Annotated in this window: 17 protein-coding genes and 3 pseudogenes; 11 read left to right on the top strand and 9 right to left on the bottom strand. The window is 67.1% G+C overall.

The window, feature by feature from the left end:
- Positions 1 to 72 precede the first annotated feature (72 nt).
- Positions 73 to 1,269, bottom strand: coding sequence for a benzoate/H(+) symporter BenE family transporter (locus tag ACYVAN_RS14390; RefSeq protein WP_460959718.1), 1,197 nt, complete (start codon positions 1,267 to 1,269; stop codon positions 73 to 75).
- A 61-nt stretch (positions 1,270 to 1,330) separates the two neighbouring features.
- On the opposite strand from ACYVAN_RS14390, the gene ACYVAN_RS14385 reads away from it, so the two are divergent.
- The 6 genes and pseudogenes from ACYVAN_RS14385 (at position 1,331) to ACYVAN_RS14360 (ending at position 5,230) form a co-directional block, all read left to right on the top strand.
- Entirely contained in the window at positions 1,331 to 1,960 is a 630-nt protein-coding gene (locus tag ACYVAN_RS14385) for a helix-turn-helix domain-containing protein (RefSeq protein ID WP_460959716.1), read from the top strand.
- Positions 1,957 to 2,463, top strand: a complete 507-nt coding sequence (locus tag ACYVAN_RS14380; protein ID WP_460959714.1) for a DnaJ family domain-containing protein — start codon at positions 1,957 to 1,959, stop codon at positions 2,461 to 2,463. The genes ACYVAN_RS14385 and ACYVAN_RS14380 overlap by 4 nt, the downstream gene beginning before the upstream one ends.
- Positions 2,464 to 2,556: 93 nt before the next feature.
- The gene (locus ACYVAN_RS14375; RefSeq protein WP_460959711.1) at positions 2,557 to 3,429 is read left to right on the top strand and encodes a helix-turn-helix domain-containing protein; all 873 of its coding nucleotides are present in this window, start codon (positions 2,557 to 2,559) and stop codon (positions 3,427 to 3,429) included.
- Between the two features lie 175 nt (positions 3,430 to 3,604).
- Positions 3,605 to 3,826: pseudogene (locus tag ACYVAN_RS14370) on the top strand (aldo/keto reductase); the annotation flags it as partial.
- A gap of 127 nt (positions 3,827 to 3,953) precedes the next feature.
- On the top strand, positions 3,954 to 4,196 hold the full coding sequence (locus tag ACYVAN_RS14365; RefSeq protein WP_460959709.1) for an aldo/keto reductase: 243 nt from the start codon (positions 3,954 to 3,956) through the stop codon (positions 4,194 to 4,196).
- A 143-nt stretch (positions 4,197 to 4,339) separates the two neighbouring features.
- A complete protein-coding gene (locus ACYVAN_RS14360; protein WP_460959707.1) occupies positions 4,340 to 5,230 on the top strand; it encodes an NmrA family NAD(P)-binding protein in 891 nt (296 codons plus the stop codon).
- 117 nt (positions 5,231 to 5,347) lie between these two features.
- On the opposite strand, the pseudogene ACYVAN_RS14355 reads toward ACYVAN_RS14360, so the two are convergent.
- The 4 genes and pseudogenes from ACYVAN_RS14355 to ACYVAN_RS14340 form a co-directional block, all read right to left on the bottom strand.
- Positions 5,348 to 5,794 (bottom strand): annotated as a pseudogene (locus tag ACYVAN_RS14355) (Tn3 family transposase); the annotation flags it as partial.
- A 237-nt stretch (positions 5,795 to 6,031) separates the two neighbouring features.
- Positions 6,032 to 6,229 carry a DUF4158 domain-containing protein gene (locus ACYVAN_RS14350; RefSeq protein WP_460959975.1) on the bottom strand — a complete coding sequence of 66 codons (198 nt, stop codon included), beginning with the start codon at positions 6,227 to 6,229 and terminating at the stop codon, positions 6,032 to 6,034.
- A gap of 27 nt (positions 6,230 to 6,256) precedes the next feature.
- A complete protein-coding gene (locus ACYVAN_RS14345; protein ID WP_460959705.1) occupies positions 6,257 to 7,906 on the bottom strand; it encodes a 4Fe-4S dicluster domain-containing protein in 1,650 nt (549 codons plus the stop codon).
- Between the two features lie 8 nt (positions 7,907 to 7,914).
- Positions 7,915 to 8,823, bottom strand: a complete 909-nt coding sequence (locus ACYVAN_RS14340; RefSeq protein WP_460959703.1) for an AurF N-oxygenase family protein — start codon at positions 8,821 to 8,823, stop codon at positions 7,915 to 7,917.
- A 105-nt stretch (positions 8,824 to 8,928) separates the two neighbouring features.
- On the opposite strand from ACYVAN_RS14340, the gene ACYVAN_RS14335 reads away from it, so the two are divergent.
- Positions 8,929 to 9,663 (top strand): TetR/AcrR family transcriptional regulator, encoded by a 735-nt coding sequence (locus tag ACYVAN_RS14335; protein WP_460959701.1) that lies wholly within the window; start codon positions 8,929 to 8,931, stop codon positions 9,661 to 9,663.
- Here ACYVAN_RS14335 and mug read toward each other — a convergent pair.
- Positions 9,622 to 10,230, bottom strand: coding sequence for a G/U mismatch-specific DNA glycosylase (mug, locus tag ACYVAN_RS14330; RefSeq protein WP_460959699.1), 609 nt, complete (start codon positions 10,228 to 10,230; stop codon positions 9,622 to 9,624). The genes ACYVAN_RS14335 and mug overlap by 42 nt on opposite strands.
- Before the next feature lie 280 nt (positions 10,231 to 10,510).
- Here mug and ACYVAN_RS14325 point away from each other — a divergent pair, with 280 nt between their 5' ends.
- A complete protein-coding gene (locus ACYVAN_RS14325; protein ID WP_460959697.1) occupies positions 10,511 to 11,053 on the top strand; it encodes an STAS domain-containing protein in 543 nt (180 codons plus the stop codon).
- 80 nt (positions 11,054 to 11,133) lie between these two features.
- Positions 11,134 to 11,310 carry a hypothetical protein gene (locus tag ACYVAN_RS14320; RefSeq protein ID WP_460959695.1) on the top strand — a complete coding sequence of 59 codons (177 nt, stop codon included), beginning with the start codon at positions 11,134 to 11,136 and terminating at the stop codon, positions 11,308 to 11,310.
- A gap of 326 nt (positions 11,311 to 11,636) precedes the next feature.
- On the opposite strand, the gene ACYVAN_RS14315 is transcribed toward ACYVAN_RS14320, so the two are convergent.
- Positions 11,637 to 12,239 (bottom strand): recombinase family protein, encoded by a 603-nt coding sequence (locus ACYVAN_RS14315; RefSeq protein ID WP_460959693.1) that lies wholly within the window; start codon positions 12,237 to 12,239, stop codon positions 11,637 to 11,639.
- Positions 12,240 to 12,429: 190 nt separating this feature from the next.
- On the opposite strand from ACYVAN_RS14315, the gene pip reads away from it, so the two are divergent.
- Complete coding sequence (gene pip, locus ACYVAN_RS14310; RefSeq protein ID WP_460959973.1) at positions 12,430 to 13,407, top strand: prolyl aminopeptidase; 978 nt, start codon at positions 12,430 to 12,432, stop codon at positions 13,405 to 13,407.
- A 35-nt stretch (positions 13,408 to 13,442) separates the two neighbouring features.
- On the opposite strand, the pseudogene ACYVAN_RS14305 reads toward pip, so the two are convergent.
- Positions 13,443 to 13,601, bottom strand: a pseudogene (locus ACYVAN_RS14305) (DUF4158 domain-containing protein); the annotation flags it as partial.
- A 324-nt stretch (positions 13,602 to 13,925) separates the two neighbouring features.
- Between ACYVAN_RS14305 and ACYVAN_RS14300 the strand changes: the two are divergent.
- Positions 13,926 to 14,765: an SDR family oxidoreductase gene (locus ACYVAN_RS14300; RefSeq protein ID WP_460959691.1), complete on the top strand. Its 840-nt coding sequence runs from the start codon at positions 13,926 to 13,928 to the stop codon at positions 14,763 to 14,765.
- 97 nt (positions 14,766 to 14,862) lie between these two features.
- Here ACYVAN_RS14300 and ACYVAN_RS14295 read toward each other — a convergent pair whose 3' ends face one another.
- Complete coding sequence (locus ACYVAN_RS14295) at positions 14,863 to 15,441, bottom strand: TetR/AcrR family transcriptional regulator (protein WP_460959689.1); 579 nt, start codon at positions 15,439 to 15,441, stop codon at positions 14,863 to 14,865.
- Between the last annotated feature and the right edge of the window lie 25 nt (positions 15,442 to 15,466).

The raw sequence follows: 15,466 nt of genomic DNA, 5'->3' as shown, positions 1-15,466 counted from the left end.
CCCGAACCGGGCCACCTGCTCATCGGCGAAGAACTCCACCGGCACAGGCAGGCTTCAACCGACCCTCAACGCTTAGATGTCCTCGGCCGGTCGGGGCGCCGGGCGGCCGAGGACGAGGTGGGCGGTGATGCCGGCGACGAGCCCCCAGAACACGGAGGCGATTCCGAAGGTGGTGATCCCCGAGGCGGTGACCAGGAAGGCGATCAAGGCCGCGTTCCTTGTGCTCGGATCGGCGGTGGCTGCGGCCAGGGAACCGCCGATGGTCTCCAGCAGGCCGATTCCGGCGATGGCGGTCACCAGTGCCGCGGGGAACGAGGCGATGAGGCCGCCCAGCGTCGCGCCGAACACACCCAACACCAGATAGCAGGCGCCCGAGACGATGCCGGCCCGATAGCGCTGGCGCGGGTCCTCGTGGGCATCCGGTCCCATGCACAGCGCGGCGGTGATCGCCGCGAGGTTGATGCCGAAGCAGCCCAGCGGTGCCAACGCGAAGTTGACCGCCCCGGTCCAGGACAGGACCGGGGAGACCGGGGTGGTGTAGCCGTGCGCCCGCAGCGTCACCACCCCTGGCAGGTTCTGGGAGGTCATGGTGATGACGAACAGTGGCAGGGCGAGGCTGATCGTGGTGTGCAGCGACCACGACGGCCACGTGATCACCGGTGTGGCCAACTCCAGCTGAAGCCTCCCGAGGTGGAGTTGACCCAGCGCGGCGGCTACGGCGGTACCGGCGGCGAGTGCGGCGACGACGGCGTAGCGGGGGAGGAGTCTCTTGCCGAGCAGGTAGGCGGCCAGCATGCTGGTGACCAGCCAGAATTCGGTGGGCAGTGTGGTGAACATCCGCGTTCCGAACTGCAGCAGGATTCCGGCCAGCAGTGCCGAGGCGATCGCGGGTGGCACGAGGTTCATGGCGCGTTCGAACCAGCCGGTGAGGCCGACGAGCACGGTCAGGGCCGCGGCGATGAGGAAGGCGCCGATGGCTTCGGCTATCGGTGTGCCGTGTGCGCTGGTGGCCAGCAGTGCCGCTCCGGGTGTGGACCACGCGGTGATCACGGGGGCTCGGTAGCGTAGTGACAGCGCGATCGAGGTGATACCGATTCCTGTGCCCAGTGCGAGAATCCAGGAGGAGATCGTCGCGTGGTCGGCGCCGAGAGTGCGGGCGGCCTGGACGACGATGGCCGCCGAACTCGTCACCCCGACCAGTGTCGTGATGGCCCCGGCCGTCACGGTGGAGGTGGGCAGCTGGTGCGCAAGGCGCTGTAATGCGGACACAGGAGATCCATTCACGCGGGAGCGTTCTGTTTACAGAACGAACGGATCGTAGGGAGCGAACGTGGAACTGGTCAAGGCGGTGGGGGAGAACCTGCGCACCACCCGCGAACGCCGCTGCCTGTCGCTCTCGGAAACCGCGCGCCGCGCCGAGCTCGGAAAGGGAACGCTTTCCGAGCTCGAATCCGGGCGGCGCAACCCGACGTTGGAAACCCTCTACGCGCTGGCCACCGTGCTCGACGTGCCCCTCGGCGACCTCCTGGTGACCGGCACCGACACGCCCACGGACTCACCTGTGGTCGTGCGCCGCGTCGAGATGCCACAGCTGTCCGGCGAGTCGGTAGACGTGCAGCTGCTGGACCGCACCATCACCGCGGGCCGCCGACTCGAGATCTATCGGATCCACGTACGTGCGGGTAGCCGCTACCTGTCTCCAGGACACCGACCCCGCGTGATCGAACAGCTGTTGGTGCACTCCGGCACGCTGCTGGTGGGGCCGCAATCCGACCCCACCACGCTCGGCCCGGGGGACTACCTTCGCTTCGACGGCGGGCTCGACCACCTGTACTCGGCTCCGCACGAAGACGTTTCCGGCACGCTCGTCCTGCGCTACCTCGACCAGGACACCTCGCTGGCCGAGCCCACCGGTGAGGACGAGTCCGAAGCCCCGACCCAGGGCACAATGGCGCCATGACCGAGCGCAAGCCACCGGACATCAGCTTCGAGACCTGGGTCGATCGCCAGATCCGGACGGCACAGCAGCGCGGCGAATTCGATGACCTGCCCGGCGCGGGAAGGCCACTGCCCGGACTCGACAAACCGCACGACGAACTGTGGTGGCTCAAGAACTACCTGCACCGGGAAGAACTGTCCACCGAAGCACTGCTCCCCACCCCGGTGCAGCTGCGGAAGGAGATCGGACGGCTACCGGAAACGACCCGCGACCTGCGCTCCGAGCAGGCCGTGCGGGAAACCGTCGACGAGCTCAACCGCCGCATCGTCGATTGGCTGCGCACCCCGACCGGCCCGCAGGTCCCGATCGGCCCCGTCGACGCCGAGGACATCGTCGAACAGTGGCGTCGGTACCGAGCCCAGTCGCGAAGCACCGGCACTCCTGCCCGACCCGCACCCCAGCCGGCCGCGTCGCCACGACCCCGATGGTGGCGACGCGTCACCCGCCGCCGTAGAGACCGCTGAGCGGCGCAGCTCACCCGTGGGTTGTGTGGGGGGCGGTGGGGTGGGTGTTGTGCTCCTACCCCGGGGTCCGGGTGCGCTGTCTACGGTGGGTTTATGGACTCACGGGAGGCAAAGGCACTGGACAGCCCGCTGGGTGCGTTTCTGCGGGCGCGGCGTCAGCAGGTGCGTCCGAAGCAGCAGGACCTCGCGCCGGGCGGGGCTCGGCAGGTGGCGGGGCTGCGGCGCGATGAGGTCGCGATGCTGGCGGGGATCAGTACGGACTATTACGTGCGACTGGAGCAGGGCCGGGAGCGGCATCCTTCGCGCATGGTGACCGACGGGCTGTCGGCAGCTTTGTTGCTGGACAGTGCCTCGTCGCGGTATCTGCGTGAGCTCGCCACGGCCGACGACGAGGCCGAAGTAGGTGGCGTTCTTGAACCAGGGCGGCTGGATGCGGTGCGGCCGTTGCTTGGCTCGTTGACCGTCCCGGCGATCCTGGTGGACCGCTGGCTCAACATCGTGGCTGCCAATGCGTTGGGCGAAACGCTACACGAGGGGTTGGAACATCGGGAGAACTACGCCCGGATGGTGTTTCTGTCGTCGGGGGCGCAGGAGTTCTTCGTCGACTGGTCCGAGCTGGCCCGCTGCATGGTGGCGGCGTTACGCGCCAGCGCCGGTTCCGAGGCAGGTTCGGGCCGGTTGGAGCGGCTGGTGGGTGAGCTCACCGTGGCCAGCGAGGTGTTCAGCACCGCCTGGGCGCAGCACGAGGTGTATCAGAAGGCCGTCGATCGCAAGCGGTTCCGGCACCCGCTGGTTGGCGCGCTGGTGTTCCACCAGCACGTGCTGGAACTCCCCGACAGCGACGGTCACCAGATTTGGGCCTACCACCCCGCCGACGACGCCACGGAAAAAGCACTGGTGCGTCTCGGATCGCTTGCCACGTTGTCGGCTTCCACGTTCAGCACTCGAGAGGAGAGCACATCATGACGCCTCCCCGAACCGCCCTGGGAACACGGCACCTGGGATCGCTGCAGGTATCGGAACGGGGCCTGGGCTGTATGGGAATGAGCGACTTCTACGGCACGGCGACAACGGGGTGGGGTCGATCGCGACGATCCACCGCGCTCTGGATGAGGGCGTGACGCTCTTCGACACCTCGGACATGTACGGGCGCGGGGCAAACGAACGCCTGGTCGGGCGAGCACTTGCCGATCGCCGGAACCGAGCGGTTCTGGCCACCAAGTTCGGCATCGTGCGCGACGCCGACTACACCGATGCCACCGTCCGAGCCGATCCGGCCTACGTGCACCAGGCCATCGACCGCTCGCTGCAACGACTCAACGTCGAGTATGTGGACCTGTACTACCTGCACCGCGTGGACCCGCACGTGCCGGTCGAGGAGACCGTCGGTGCGATGGCCGAGCTCGTGGCGGCGGGGTCCGTCACCTCGGACTGTCGGAAGCCAGCGCCGAGGAGATCACGCGAGCCCACCGAGTACACCCATCGCGGCAGTGCAGACCGAATGGTCGCTGTGGTCTCGGGACATCGAGGACGAGGTCGTGCCGACGTGTCGCCGACTCGGCATCGGCGTCGTCGCCTACGCACCACTCGGCCGCGGTCTGCTGACAGGCACGATCAATTCGCAGGACTCCTTGCCACCGCAAGATCTGCGCCGCAGCTTCGCCCGCTTCTCCGAGCGGAACTTCGCGCACAACCAACGGATCGCAGCAACTCACCGAGCTTGCCGCACGTAACGGAGCGAGGCCTGCGCAGCTTGCACTCCTACCTGGAAGAGGACCTCGTAGCCACCGGAATCAGTCTGTGCCCGGCGAGCTCGCCGAGATCTCCGCCATCGCCGCACCTGTAGCCGGAAACCGATACTGACACAGGAAGAATCATGTACGTCATCACCGGAGCCAGCGGCCGCACCGGCCGCGCGGCAGCATCACACCTGCTGGAACACGGCCACAACGTGCGAGCAGTCGGCCGCGACCCGCGCAACCTCGCGCACCTTGCCGACCACGGAGCCGAGATCCATCAGGCCGACCAATCCGACCCGACCGCGATGGCCACCGCTCTGCGCGGGGCCGATGCCGCCTACGTGGTCATCCAACCCAACTACATCCCCGACCACCCCGACTTCGCCGCCTTCCAAGACCAGGCGGCAGCCGCGCTCACCGACACTGTCACCCAGTCCGGGGTGCCCCGTGTCGTAGCGCTCAGTAGCTGGGGAGCACAACATGCCACCGGAACCGGCCCCGTTGCAGGCCTGCACCGCTTCGAGAACCGTCTCTCGACCGTTCCCGGAGCCGACATCACGTGGCTGCGCGCGGGTTACTACATGGAAAACCTCCTCGACCACCTCGACTCCGTGCGCACCCACCGCCGGCTCATCGCACCGTTCGACCCTGACGTACCACTGCCGCTGATCACGACGACCGACGTCGGCATCGCCGCGGCCGAGGAACTGACACGACCACAGACCGGGACACGAATCCGGGAACTACAAGGGGAACGAGACGTGACCATGAACGAGGTCGCACAGGCGATCGCAACAGCAATCGACGCACCCGTGACCTACGAACGCTGCACCGTGGCGGCTTTCCACGAGCAGCTGCGCGAAGCCGGTGTGTCGGACAACGTCGCCGCGATGATGACGGAAGTCCCGCACGCCGTGAACACGGGTCACCTGCGCATGGACCGGTCACGAACCCCGGAAACAACCACCCCGACATCACTGGAGACATTCATCAAGACCGAATTCGTGCCTGCGCTCAACGCCTCCTGACCAGTCCTGCGAAGACGCTGAAAATCGACCTTCCACCGGCAGTCCCGCCGGACCAGCGTCCGAGAGGCCCAACCGGGCGGGCGCCTCCAGGAAATCGTCGAGGGCGCCCGCCCGTGATCAGTTGCTCTCTTCCTCGTCGGGTTCGGATGGGTCGCACAGCGGGCGCAGCACGCCCGCCAGTCCCGGGACCAGTAAGGAATAGCGGCCGAGCATGTTGATGTGGCCGCGCACGAAGGGCGAGAGCCGAGCCGCGTCTTCGTCACGCACCTCGTAGCCACCGGCTCGCAGTTCGGCGGTCGCGGCACCGAGGTAGCGGGTGTTGAACAGCACGATCGCGTTGAGCACCAGCCCCAGGGTGCCGAGTTGGTCTTCCATGCCTTCGTAGTAGCGCTGCCGCAGCTCGCCGCGCTGGCCGTGGAAGATCCGCCGCGCCAGCGCGTGGCGGACTTCCTGCAGGTTGGCACTGAGCTTTGATATCGCGGCGGTAGCCGGTGCGTCGACCATCCGCAGCACATGCAGGGTCTTCTCGATCCGCCCGTAGTGCGCGATGGCGCCGGGAGCGCCGCCAGGTCGACTCGATCCCCGTCGTCGGCGGCCTGCTGCGCCAGGTCATCGACGAGGTGGCACGACTTCGGTGTCGGCCTCGGCGACGCGAACCCCACTCCAGGATCTCCGCGGCCCGCTGGAGCGTGTCGACCATCGCCGGGCCCGACACCGCCGTCGCGGGTGTCGGGCCGGTCCAGCCGGGAATGCCGGTGCCCTTCTGGCACCCCCAGCAGACCGTCGAGCGCGGCGCGCTGGTCATCGTCGAGCAGATCGTGCAGCGTCTCTCACAACCGCTGCGTCACCGCTTCCCGGCACGAACCGACCAGCCGCGCCAGGCCTGGTCGCCCCGGGCAGCAGCACCTCTCGCTCGCGCAGCCAGCCCACCGCGGCGTCGAAGAGTGCTTTCGGCCCGTCGCCGGTGGTCCAGGCGCGGGCGTCGAGCCACTCACTCAGCTGGCTGGTGACCTCGGAAAAGTCCCGTCAGCCCTCGGCCTCCTGGATCTCACCAGCGTGGGTGCGCGCGGTGCGGCGGAATCGCCTGCTGGCCCGCAGGAGTTCCGGCACGGTCGCGAACTTGATCCGGGGCCTGCCGGCGTTCCGCCCCCGACGTTGCTCGGCGCGGTCGATGGTTTCGGCGTTGCGACGACCGAGGGCTTCTGGGTTGCGCCTGCGGATCAGGCGCGTGAAGTCCTCCGTACTGTTCGCGGGTTCGGTCAGCCGTCCGGCCTCGACATCGTCGAGCAACGCGTCGACGGTCTCGGCCGCGCACGCGCGGTTGGCCCCGATACCGCCGCTGGCCCCGCGTTTGGCCCATCCGACGACGTAGGTACCGGACTCGTCGACCCGCCCTGCGGTGTTCGGGACGACTCCGGTGCCCGGGTCGTACGGCACGCCCGGTACCGGTACGCCGCGGGAGCCGATCGAGCGCACCAGCAGCTCTGCCGGGATATCGAGTACGCCATCGCCGTTTTCGGTGCGCACGGCCCGTACGTGTTCGTCGCCGAGCACGGCGGTCGGTGACGAGTGGAACCGCAGGACCAGTCGTTTGTGCTCGGGCGGCGGGAGTTGCCAGTCCACCTGTCGCACTGGCAGCTCGTGCAGCAGTCCGGCGGTGGATGTCTCCGGGGCGGCTGCGAGGTCCTCGGCCAGTCCCGCGTGTGCGTCCACGACGATGTCGGCCTCGAGACGGTGGCGCACGGCGAGGAATTCGGGGCGGGTGTAGGCGGCGTGTTCCGGTCCTCTGCGTGCGAGTAGTACGACCTCGCGCACTTTGCTGGCGCGCAGCGCGTCCAGCGCGTGCTCGGCGATGTCGGTCTGGGCGAGTTCGTCGGGGTCGGTGAGCAGGAGGCGTGCGGCATCGAGTGCGACGTTGCCGGTACCGACGATGACGGCCCGCTCGGCGGAGAGGTCGACGGCGCCGGCGGGGATGTCCGGTTGCGCGTTGCACCATCCGACGAACGTCGTCGCGGGAATGCTGCCCGCGAGGTGTTCACCGGGGATGTCCAGTTCTCGGTGGCCGGCGGCACCCACGGCGTAGATCACCGCGTGGTGGTGTGCGGCGAGTTCGGCGTGGGTGATGTCGCGGCCGATCTCGACGTTGAGGTGCATGTGCACCCGCGGGTGCCGGTAGGCGGTGGCGAAGGTGTCGCCGATCTGTTTGGTCGTGTGGTGATCCGGTGCGACGCCGAATCTGATCAGACCTCCGGGAACCGGCACCCGGTCGATCACGGTGATGTCGGCATCGGTGGTGCGCAGCAGGTTCTGCACGGTGTAGCCGGCAGCCGGGCCGGTTCCCACGACGGCGATCCGGGGAGCGTTGAGATGATTCGGCAGGGATCGCGGGAACTCTGGCTCGTTCCAGGAGTTGTCCGTTTCGGCGGTGTCGAAGTACTGCCGGTTGAGTTCGGCGTAGACGGTGTCGGCACCGAAGAGCCGGTCGACCGGGATTACCGCGTCCACCGGGCACGCGTCCGCGCAGGCGCCGCAGTCGATGCAGGTCTGCGGATCGATGAAGAGCATGTCGGTGCTGCCGAAGTCGGGTTCGCCGGGGGTGGGGTGGATGCAGTTGACCGGGCATGCGGCTACGCACGAGGCGTCGGTGCAGCAGGTTTGGGTGATCGCGTAAGCCATGGTCCGGGTCAGATCATGTGCACGCGCTGGTACAGGGACACCGCGGGTCGATTGAGCAGCCGTGCCTCGGAGAGGAACTCCATCAACCCGGAGCAGGCGTTGCGCATCATCGACTTGCGGTGCTCGTTGCCTGCCGCGGCGGCCACCGCACGTTGGGTGTCGAGTCCGGCGGCCCGGTAAACGCCTGCGTTGACCAGGTTGCTGACGATCACGTAGGCGATGCCGGCGATCATCGTCGCGCTGGTGTTGCGGCGCACCGAACCGATGCCGTCCATGTGTTCGCGGACCTCCTGGCGGGCGAACTTCATGTGCCGCGACTCTTCCACAACGTGGATCTTGGAGCTGGTGCGGACGATGTCGAGCACGTTCTCGCCGCGCATCCAGTCGCGCTGCATCACGTCGAGGACCTCCTCGGCGACCAACGTGCCCCCGTAGGCCACCTCACCGCTGGCGGTGGACTTGAGCAGTCGGGCGAGTTCGACGACAGCCCGGTTCGGTGTGAAGGCGGGTGCCCCGAGCTTGTCGCAGATCCGCGCGAACATGATCGAGTGTCGGCATTCGTCGGCGATCTCGGTGAGCGCGAACTGGAACTCCGCGTTGGCCGGGTTCTTCATGTACTGGTCGCGGAGGATCAGCTGCTGCAGGATCAGTTCGAACCAGATGCCGGTGCTCATGATCGAGCACACCTCGTACCGGGTCAGCGTGACTCGCTGCGTTTCGGTCATCTCGTCCCAGAGCGGCGTGCTGTAGAGGGTGCTCCACTCCGGGTTGAGTCCGTACTGCCCGTCGGGTAGCGGTGCGGACCAGTCGATCTCGGTGTTCGGGTCGTAGGACAACGTCGCGGCCGAGTCCAGCAGACGTTCGGATACGTCGTGTTCGCGGTTGCCCTGCTGACCGTGCGCAGTACTGATGGTCATGGCCCACCCTCCCGTACTAGACCGTACTCCAAGTAACAGGAACAGAGCGTACTTGATACTTGGTGTGAGGTACAGAACCGATCAGCGCCGGATAACATCCTGGGCATGACCTCTTCATCCGCGCCCGGCCGCACCGACGGGCGGACAGCGCGCTGGGCGGGCCAGCGCGAACGCCGCCGACGGGAGTTCGTCGAGGCCGCCCTGCGCGCCATCGCCGAGCACGGTCCCGATGCGTCCGTCGAACGGATCGCCGAAGAGGCCCACGTCGCACGCACCGGGCTGTACAAGTACTTCGCCGACGCCTCCGACCTGCACAGCGCCATCGCCGACCGGGCCGCGGAACTGATCGCCGCCGAGCTGGCACCGGTGTGGAACCCGCAGGGCACGCCCATGCAGATGATCCGATCCGGGATCGGCGCGCACATCGGCTGGCTCGCCGACCACGTCCACCTCTACCGCTATCTGACCATGCACTCGCTATCGGCCCACCTCGGCCAGCAGGACGCGATCACCGATGTGAAAACGGCGATCGGGCGACACCTCACCCACCTGTTCGCCCACTACCTGCGCACATACGAGCTGGACACTCGCGTGGCCGAACCGGTCGCCTTCGCGGTGGTCGGACTCGTCGAGTCCAGCACCACCCAGTGGCTGGAAAACCCCCACGACATGGAGCGCGAGGCGCTCGCCGACCTGCTGACCCGCTGGGTATGGCGACTCCTCGACGACACCCTCCAAGCAGGCGGCGCCGCACTCGACCCGCACGAGCCACTGGCCACACCGAAGCTCACCGCGCCATCACCGGTCTCCCGGGACCCGGAGGACGCCGGGAACGCGTAGTCGGCCCGACGACCGGATCATCGCCTCCCGGCAGCGGAGACACCGCCGCTCACTCCGTGGTGCGTCGCAGCCGGGCGAACTCGTCGGCCAGCGGGGATTGGGCAACGCCCACACGTGCGCGCCGGCGATCCCGCGTCCTTGCGGGCCCACCACCGCACCGCGCTCGCCGAAAGCTTTTCGGTAGGCGGTGATCCCCACGATCGCCACCCACTCCGGCCGGTAGTCGTGCACGGTCTGCTCCAGTACCCGGCCGCCTTCGCGGAGTTCCCGGTCGGCGAGCTCCTGTGCCCGCGCACTCGCGCGCCCGACGAGATTGGTGATGCCCAGCCCGTATTCGAGCAGCTTCTCTTGCTCGTGTGGTCGCAGCAGACGGTCGGTGAACCCCGAAGCGTGCAGGGCGGGCCAGAAGCGATTGCCCGGACGAGCGAAGTGCAGCCCGGTGGCCCCGGACCACAAACCCGGATTGATGCCGCAGAACAGCACCCGCAGTCCCGGAGCGATCACGTCCGGAATCGAGGCCCCCGCGGCAGCGTCGAGTTCCTGGGAGTTCGGCCGATTTGTCGACACCGCACCTCCGACCGCCGACCGCGACGTCGATCCTACCGGCGAGCTCTCCTTGCTCTGTCGAAGGCCACAATTCGCAGCACGTTGACCTGGAAAAACGAGTGTTCGCTGGCCGGGTCTCGCCCCCGGGCGAGAGTGAGCGGGACAGATCAGTAGAATCATACGCGGATTGGCTGAGTGCGACAGACAGCTGGCAGACCGAACCATGATGGTCGCCGCGACTCCACACTCGCCATCCGTCGACGAATAGGGACCGCCAAGCGGTCTATCTCTGCCCGGCCCCGTGCGGCCGGCCCTCATTCGTGCAGTTGCCGAATGGGGCTTGTTAGGAGCCTTCTCCCTGTACACCGCTACTTGCTTTCACAACCTGACCGCGACCGCGCCAGCACCCCGGACCCGTTCCGGGGAGGTATCCCGTGCGGCCGAACCACGCTCTCGATTCCGAGCACGCACGAGCATCACCGAACCCCGGCTGACGGTGCTGGCCGCCTCCGGAGAACTGGACGCGCTCAGCACGCCACGACTGGCCGAGCTGCTGTGGTCACGGTTGCTGACCGACGCCTCCGCGATCGCGGTCGACCTCCGCGAACTCACCTTTCTCGGTGTGGCGGGGCTCGAACTGCTCGCCTGCGCGCACGCCTACGCCCACCAGCGCGGAATCGCGCTGAGTGTGATCAACACCAGCCGCGCCGTCGAACGCGCATTGAAAGCGGGCGGCGCCGATACAGCCCTGCCGTGCTTTACCGGCGTCGCCGCCGCCCGCACCGCCTCCGACATGTCGGACGTCGAAGAATCGAACGCATCTCGCGTGATGCAGGTGGCCTGACCTCGCCGACCGAGGTCCGCCGACGAACACGCCGCTTCGCGAGGCCGCGAACGCGGCCAACACCAGGAAGAGAGCACTCAGTGCCCACCCGACATATCGTCCCCGGCCTCTTCACCGGCTGGCAGATCACCAACCTCGAAGGTCAACACACCGCCCCGATCGTGGCCAGCCGCCAGGCTGCCCTTGACCGGGCTCACCACCAAGTCGCCGCCCTCGGCGGCGGCCGAGTCATCATCGACGACGACGGCGAACCGTGACCCGCTAAGCATCGCCGAATGTACGAGATGATGATCGGCTGGGAGACCGACCCGTCAGTCGCCACCCAATCGCCGGAGTCCGCCGAGTTCGCTGAGATCTGGCAGGCCGCCGAGAAGATCGTCTACTCCACTACGTTGTCCGCCATCAGCACGCGCCGAACCCGGCTCGAGCGACGTTTCGAAGCTGCTGAGGTCGAGGAGGTCAAGCGTCGCAGCCCTGCCGACCTCTATGTCGACGGTCCCACGCTGGCTGCCCATGCGATCAGGGGTCTGGGGAAGAGTCGTGAGAAATTGAACGCTAAGCACTTGATCGCAGGTCAGCGTGCTTACCCGTCCGGGCCGCGCTGGAGGGTGCGGTACACGGTCGGCCGGGAGACGGGGAACAGCTCGGTGAGGTCGGTGATCGTGTAGTCGCCGCTGGTGTGCATCCGCCTTAGCTCGGCCTGCTGCTTGGGGCTGAGCTTGGGCTGTTTGCCGCGCAGCTTGCCCTTCGCCTTGGCGAAGGCCATGCCCTCGCGGGTGCGCATCCGCAGGAGATCGACCTCGAACTCGGCGAAGGTGGCCAGGATGTTGAAAAACATCTTGCCCATAGGGTCGGCCGGATCGTAGACCTGTCCGCCCAACGACAGCGCGACGCCGCGCTCGACCAGGTCATCGCCGATGGCCCGAGCGTCCGGCACCGACCGGGCCAACCGATCGAGCTTGGGCACCACGAGGGTGTCGCCAGTTCGGACGGCGGCCAGCGCCTGATCGAGCCCGGGCCGCGTTCTCTTGGTGCCGGTGAGCCCATGATCGAGATACATCCGGTCGGCGTCCACGCCGAGCTCGGCCAGTCGTTCGCGTTGAGCGGTGAGGTCTGCTTGTCGGTGGAGCAGCGCTAGTAGCCAACCAGGATGTCGGACATGATCCGGAGTGTAACGGTTAACCACCCTTCAGTGAGATTTTCACCGTACTAGGTTACTGAGACAACCCTGGTCAGAGGAACGCCAGCTCGTGGCTTCATCTCGTGTCCGTATCGGCCGGGCGGTGTTGTCTCAGTGGGGGGTCCCTTGCGGACGCGACGGCGTCGCGCGAGTCGTTGGTCAGGGAGGGGTTGGCGGTGCGCTGAGCGCAAGGGTGATGCTTGGGTACATGGAAGATCGATACCCTGACATTGAGCCCTATGAGTCTGGCCTGTTGGAGGTCACAGACGGGCACGTCTTGTACTGGGAGACCGTCGGAGACCCTGCTGGTACACCAGCGGTGTACCTGCACGGCGGCCCAGGATCGGGTAGCACTCATGATGCTCGCCATCACTTTGACCCGGGCGGTTTTCGTGCGGTTCTGTTCGATCAGCGCGGCTGCGGACGGAGCCGTCCGTTGGCCAGCGAGCCGGATGCGGACCTGTCCACGAACACCACCGCGCACCTGGTGGCCGACATTGAGCGGTTGCGCGAGCACTTGGGCATCGACCGGTGGATTGTCGTCGGGATCTCCTGGGGCGTGACGCTCGGCCTGGTCTATGCCCAACATCATCCGGAGCGGGTACTGGCGATGGTGCTCGGTGCGGTGACAGCGGGCACCAGGCGGGAGATCGACTGGATCACTCGGGATATGGGACGGGTCTTTCCGCGCGAGTGGGAGCGCTTTGTTGCGACGTTACCCGCAAACGAACGCAACAAGGACCTCTGTGCCGCCTACGCCCGGCTGTTGGCCAGCCCCGATCTCCACACCCGGGAAGAGGCGGCACGGCAGTGGTGCGCTTGGGAGGACACGCACGTGTCGTTGATGCCAGGCTGGACACCGAACCCAAGGTACGAGGACCCGACGTTTCGCATGACATTCGCTCGGCTCGTGACCCACTACTGGAGCCACGGTTGCTTCCTGGCCGACGATCAGGTCCTCAACGCGATGGACCGACTGAGCGGCATTCCCGCGGTGCTGATCCACGGACGCTTCGACGTCTCCGGGCCGCTGGACACCGTCTGGCAGCTCCACCGAGCCTGGCCGGGCAGCCAACTCGTCGTTGTCGACGATGCCGGCCACGGGGGCGGCAGCTTCACAAGCGAACTCATCGCCGCCTTGGACTCCTTCCACACACTCAACCTGCCTCGCTGAGGGACCCCCTTCGGTACAGAGTTCACCAGCTGCACAGCGAAGCCGAGTCGGTTCTGCGGACGCCGCCGCTGCCACACCCGTTCCACGTCCGTATCGCTGAGCACGCAAAACCGGTCCAACTCCGACTGCGACGGCGCACCCGTGAACCGCCCGAAAGCCTCTACCTGCTCAGCACTCAAGAACTCCAGCGACACGGCCCCGCATCCCACACCACGCGCTGACCTGCGATCAAGAGCCTAGCGTTCAATTTCTCACGGCTCTTCCCTAGACCCCGATCCCTACTGAGATGATCTACGTGGCGGTTCAGCTGGTGACAGTGGCGATGTCGAGCTGGGTGTCCATGTCCAGGCGGAAGCGCCCGTCGGTGATGCGGATCAGCGGTACGTCAGCAGTGCGAGCCTGATGTCGTATGCGGAGTGGACCCGAGCCGGCCCGGCGGCACGATTCCCGAAATCCGCTGCCGAAACCGTCGCCCCGGCGGTAGTTTGAAGTTCATCCGATTGGTAGGAGCAACTGGGGTGCGGATCGAAGCGGGGCAGGTGGCCGTCGTGACCGGGGCCGCCGGAGGAATCGGATGTGCCATCGCCACCGAGCTGGCAGGCCGCGGTGTCTCCGTGGTGGCGGTCGACGTGCGCGAGGACGAGGTGCGGTCAGCGGTCGACGAACTTGTCGCATCCGGAGGTGACGGTGAGTTCCTACCCGCTGCCGTGGACGTCACCGACGCGGAAGCGATGGCCGCACTGGCTCAACGAGTCATGGAACACTTCGGGCGAATCGACCTGGTGTTCAACAACGCGGGAATCGCCCCCCATGAAGGAAAGCCGCTGTGGGAGGCCGACCCGGACCAGTGGCGACGAGTCGTGGACGTCAACCTGTTCGGAGTACTGCATGGCATCCGCGCTTTCGTGCCGCACCTCGTCGCCGCGGGCCGCGGTCACGTCATCAACACCGCCTCCATCGCGGGGCTCGCCGGAACACCCTTCAGCGCCTCTTACGGCGCCTCCAAGCATGCGGTGGTGGCGACCTCGGAGGCACTGCGCGCTGAACTCGACATGACCGGGCTACCGATCGGGGTCACCGTGGTGTGCCCGGGATTCGTGCGCACACCCATGGTGGAAGGGACCTGGGACATGACGCAGCAGCAGGAATGGCTCGACAAGCTGGGAACCGACGCCGAGACCATCCTCGAGTCGATCAACGAGACGATGAAGGACATGCTCGAACCGGCCGAGGCCGCACGGCGCGTCCTGACCGCTGTCGAGAACGACGTGCTGCATTCCCTGCCCTGCGGTGATGTCGCCGACGGCGCCCGAACCAGGGCCCAGAACATTCTCGACGTGATCGACGCCGGCAGCTGACACGGGCGATCGCCGCCGGGCGCGAACCGAACATGGGCGTCCGCCGGGTGTCGACGGCACCGTGCTGTCCGAACCGGTACCCGAGCTTGGCGAAACCTTAGGGCACAGCCCCCTGGATCTGCGTGCCGAGCAGATCGGTCACGAGCATGCGCGCGTAGTCGGCGTCGAGCCCGGAGGGCCGGAACAGGATGCGGTACATGACCGGCGCGACCACCCGGTCCAGCACGGTTTCCACGCCGGGAACCCGCTCGTTTCGGCCGTGTGCGCGGGCGAGGATGACCTCGACCTGATCGGCTGCGTAGGCCGAGCACTGCCCGGCGTTGTCGCCATCGGGGTCGCCGAGGAGTGCGTCGCGGATGTACGCGCGCCCGGCCGGCGAGCTCATTTCGTCCAGGAACTGCTCGGTCCACGCGGTGAGGTCGTCCGCGAGCGAGCCGTGGTCTTCCGGCGGCGCTTCGGGGCGCAGCCGTTCCACCGCCACGTCCGACAGAAGTTCGTGAAGGTCTCCCCAACGGCGGTAGATCGTCGAGGGCGTGACCCCGGCGCGTGTGGCGACCCGCGGTACGGTCAATGCTGCACGTCCCACCTCGGCAGTGAGGTCTCGCACGGCAGCGTGCACCGATTCCTGGACCCGGACACTGCGTCCGCCGGGGCGCACCAACGGTTTCCGGCTCATTCCCCCACCTTAAAGCAAACTCTTT

The organism is Parasphingorhabdus pacifica, assembly GCF_054779195.1.
The sequence above is the reverse complement of the archived record's forward strand: the minus strand, read 5'-3'. Positions and strand labels throughout refer to the sequence as shown.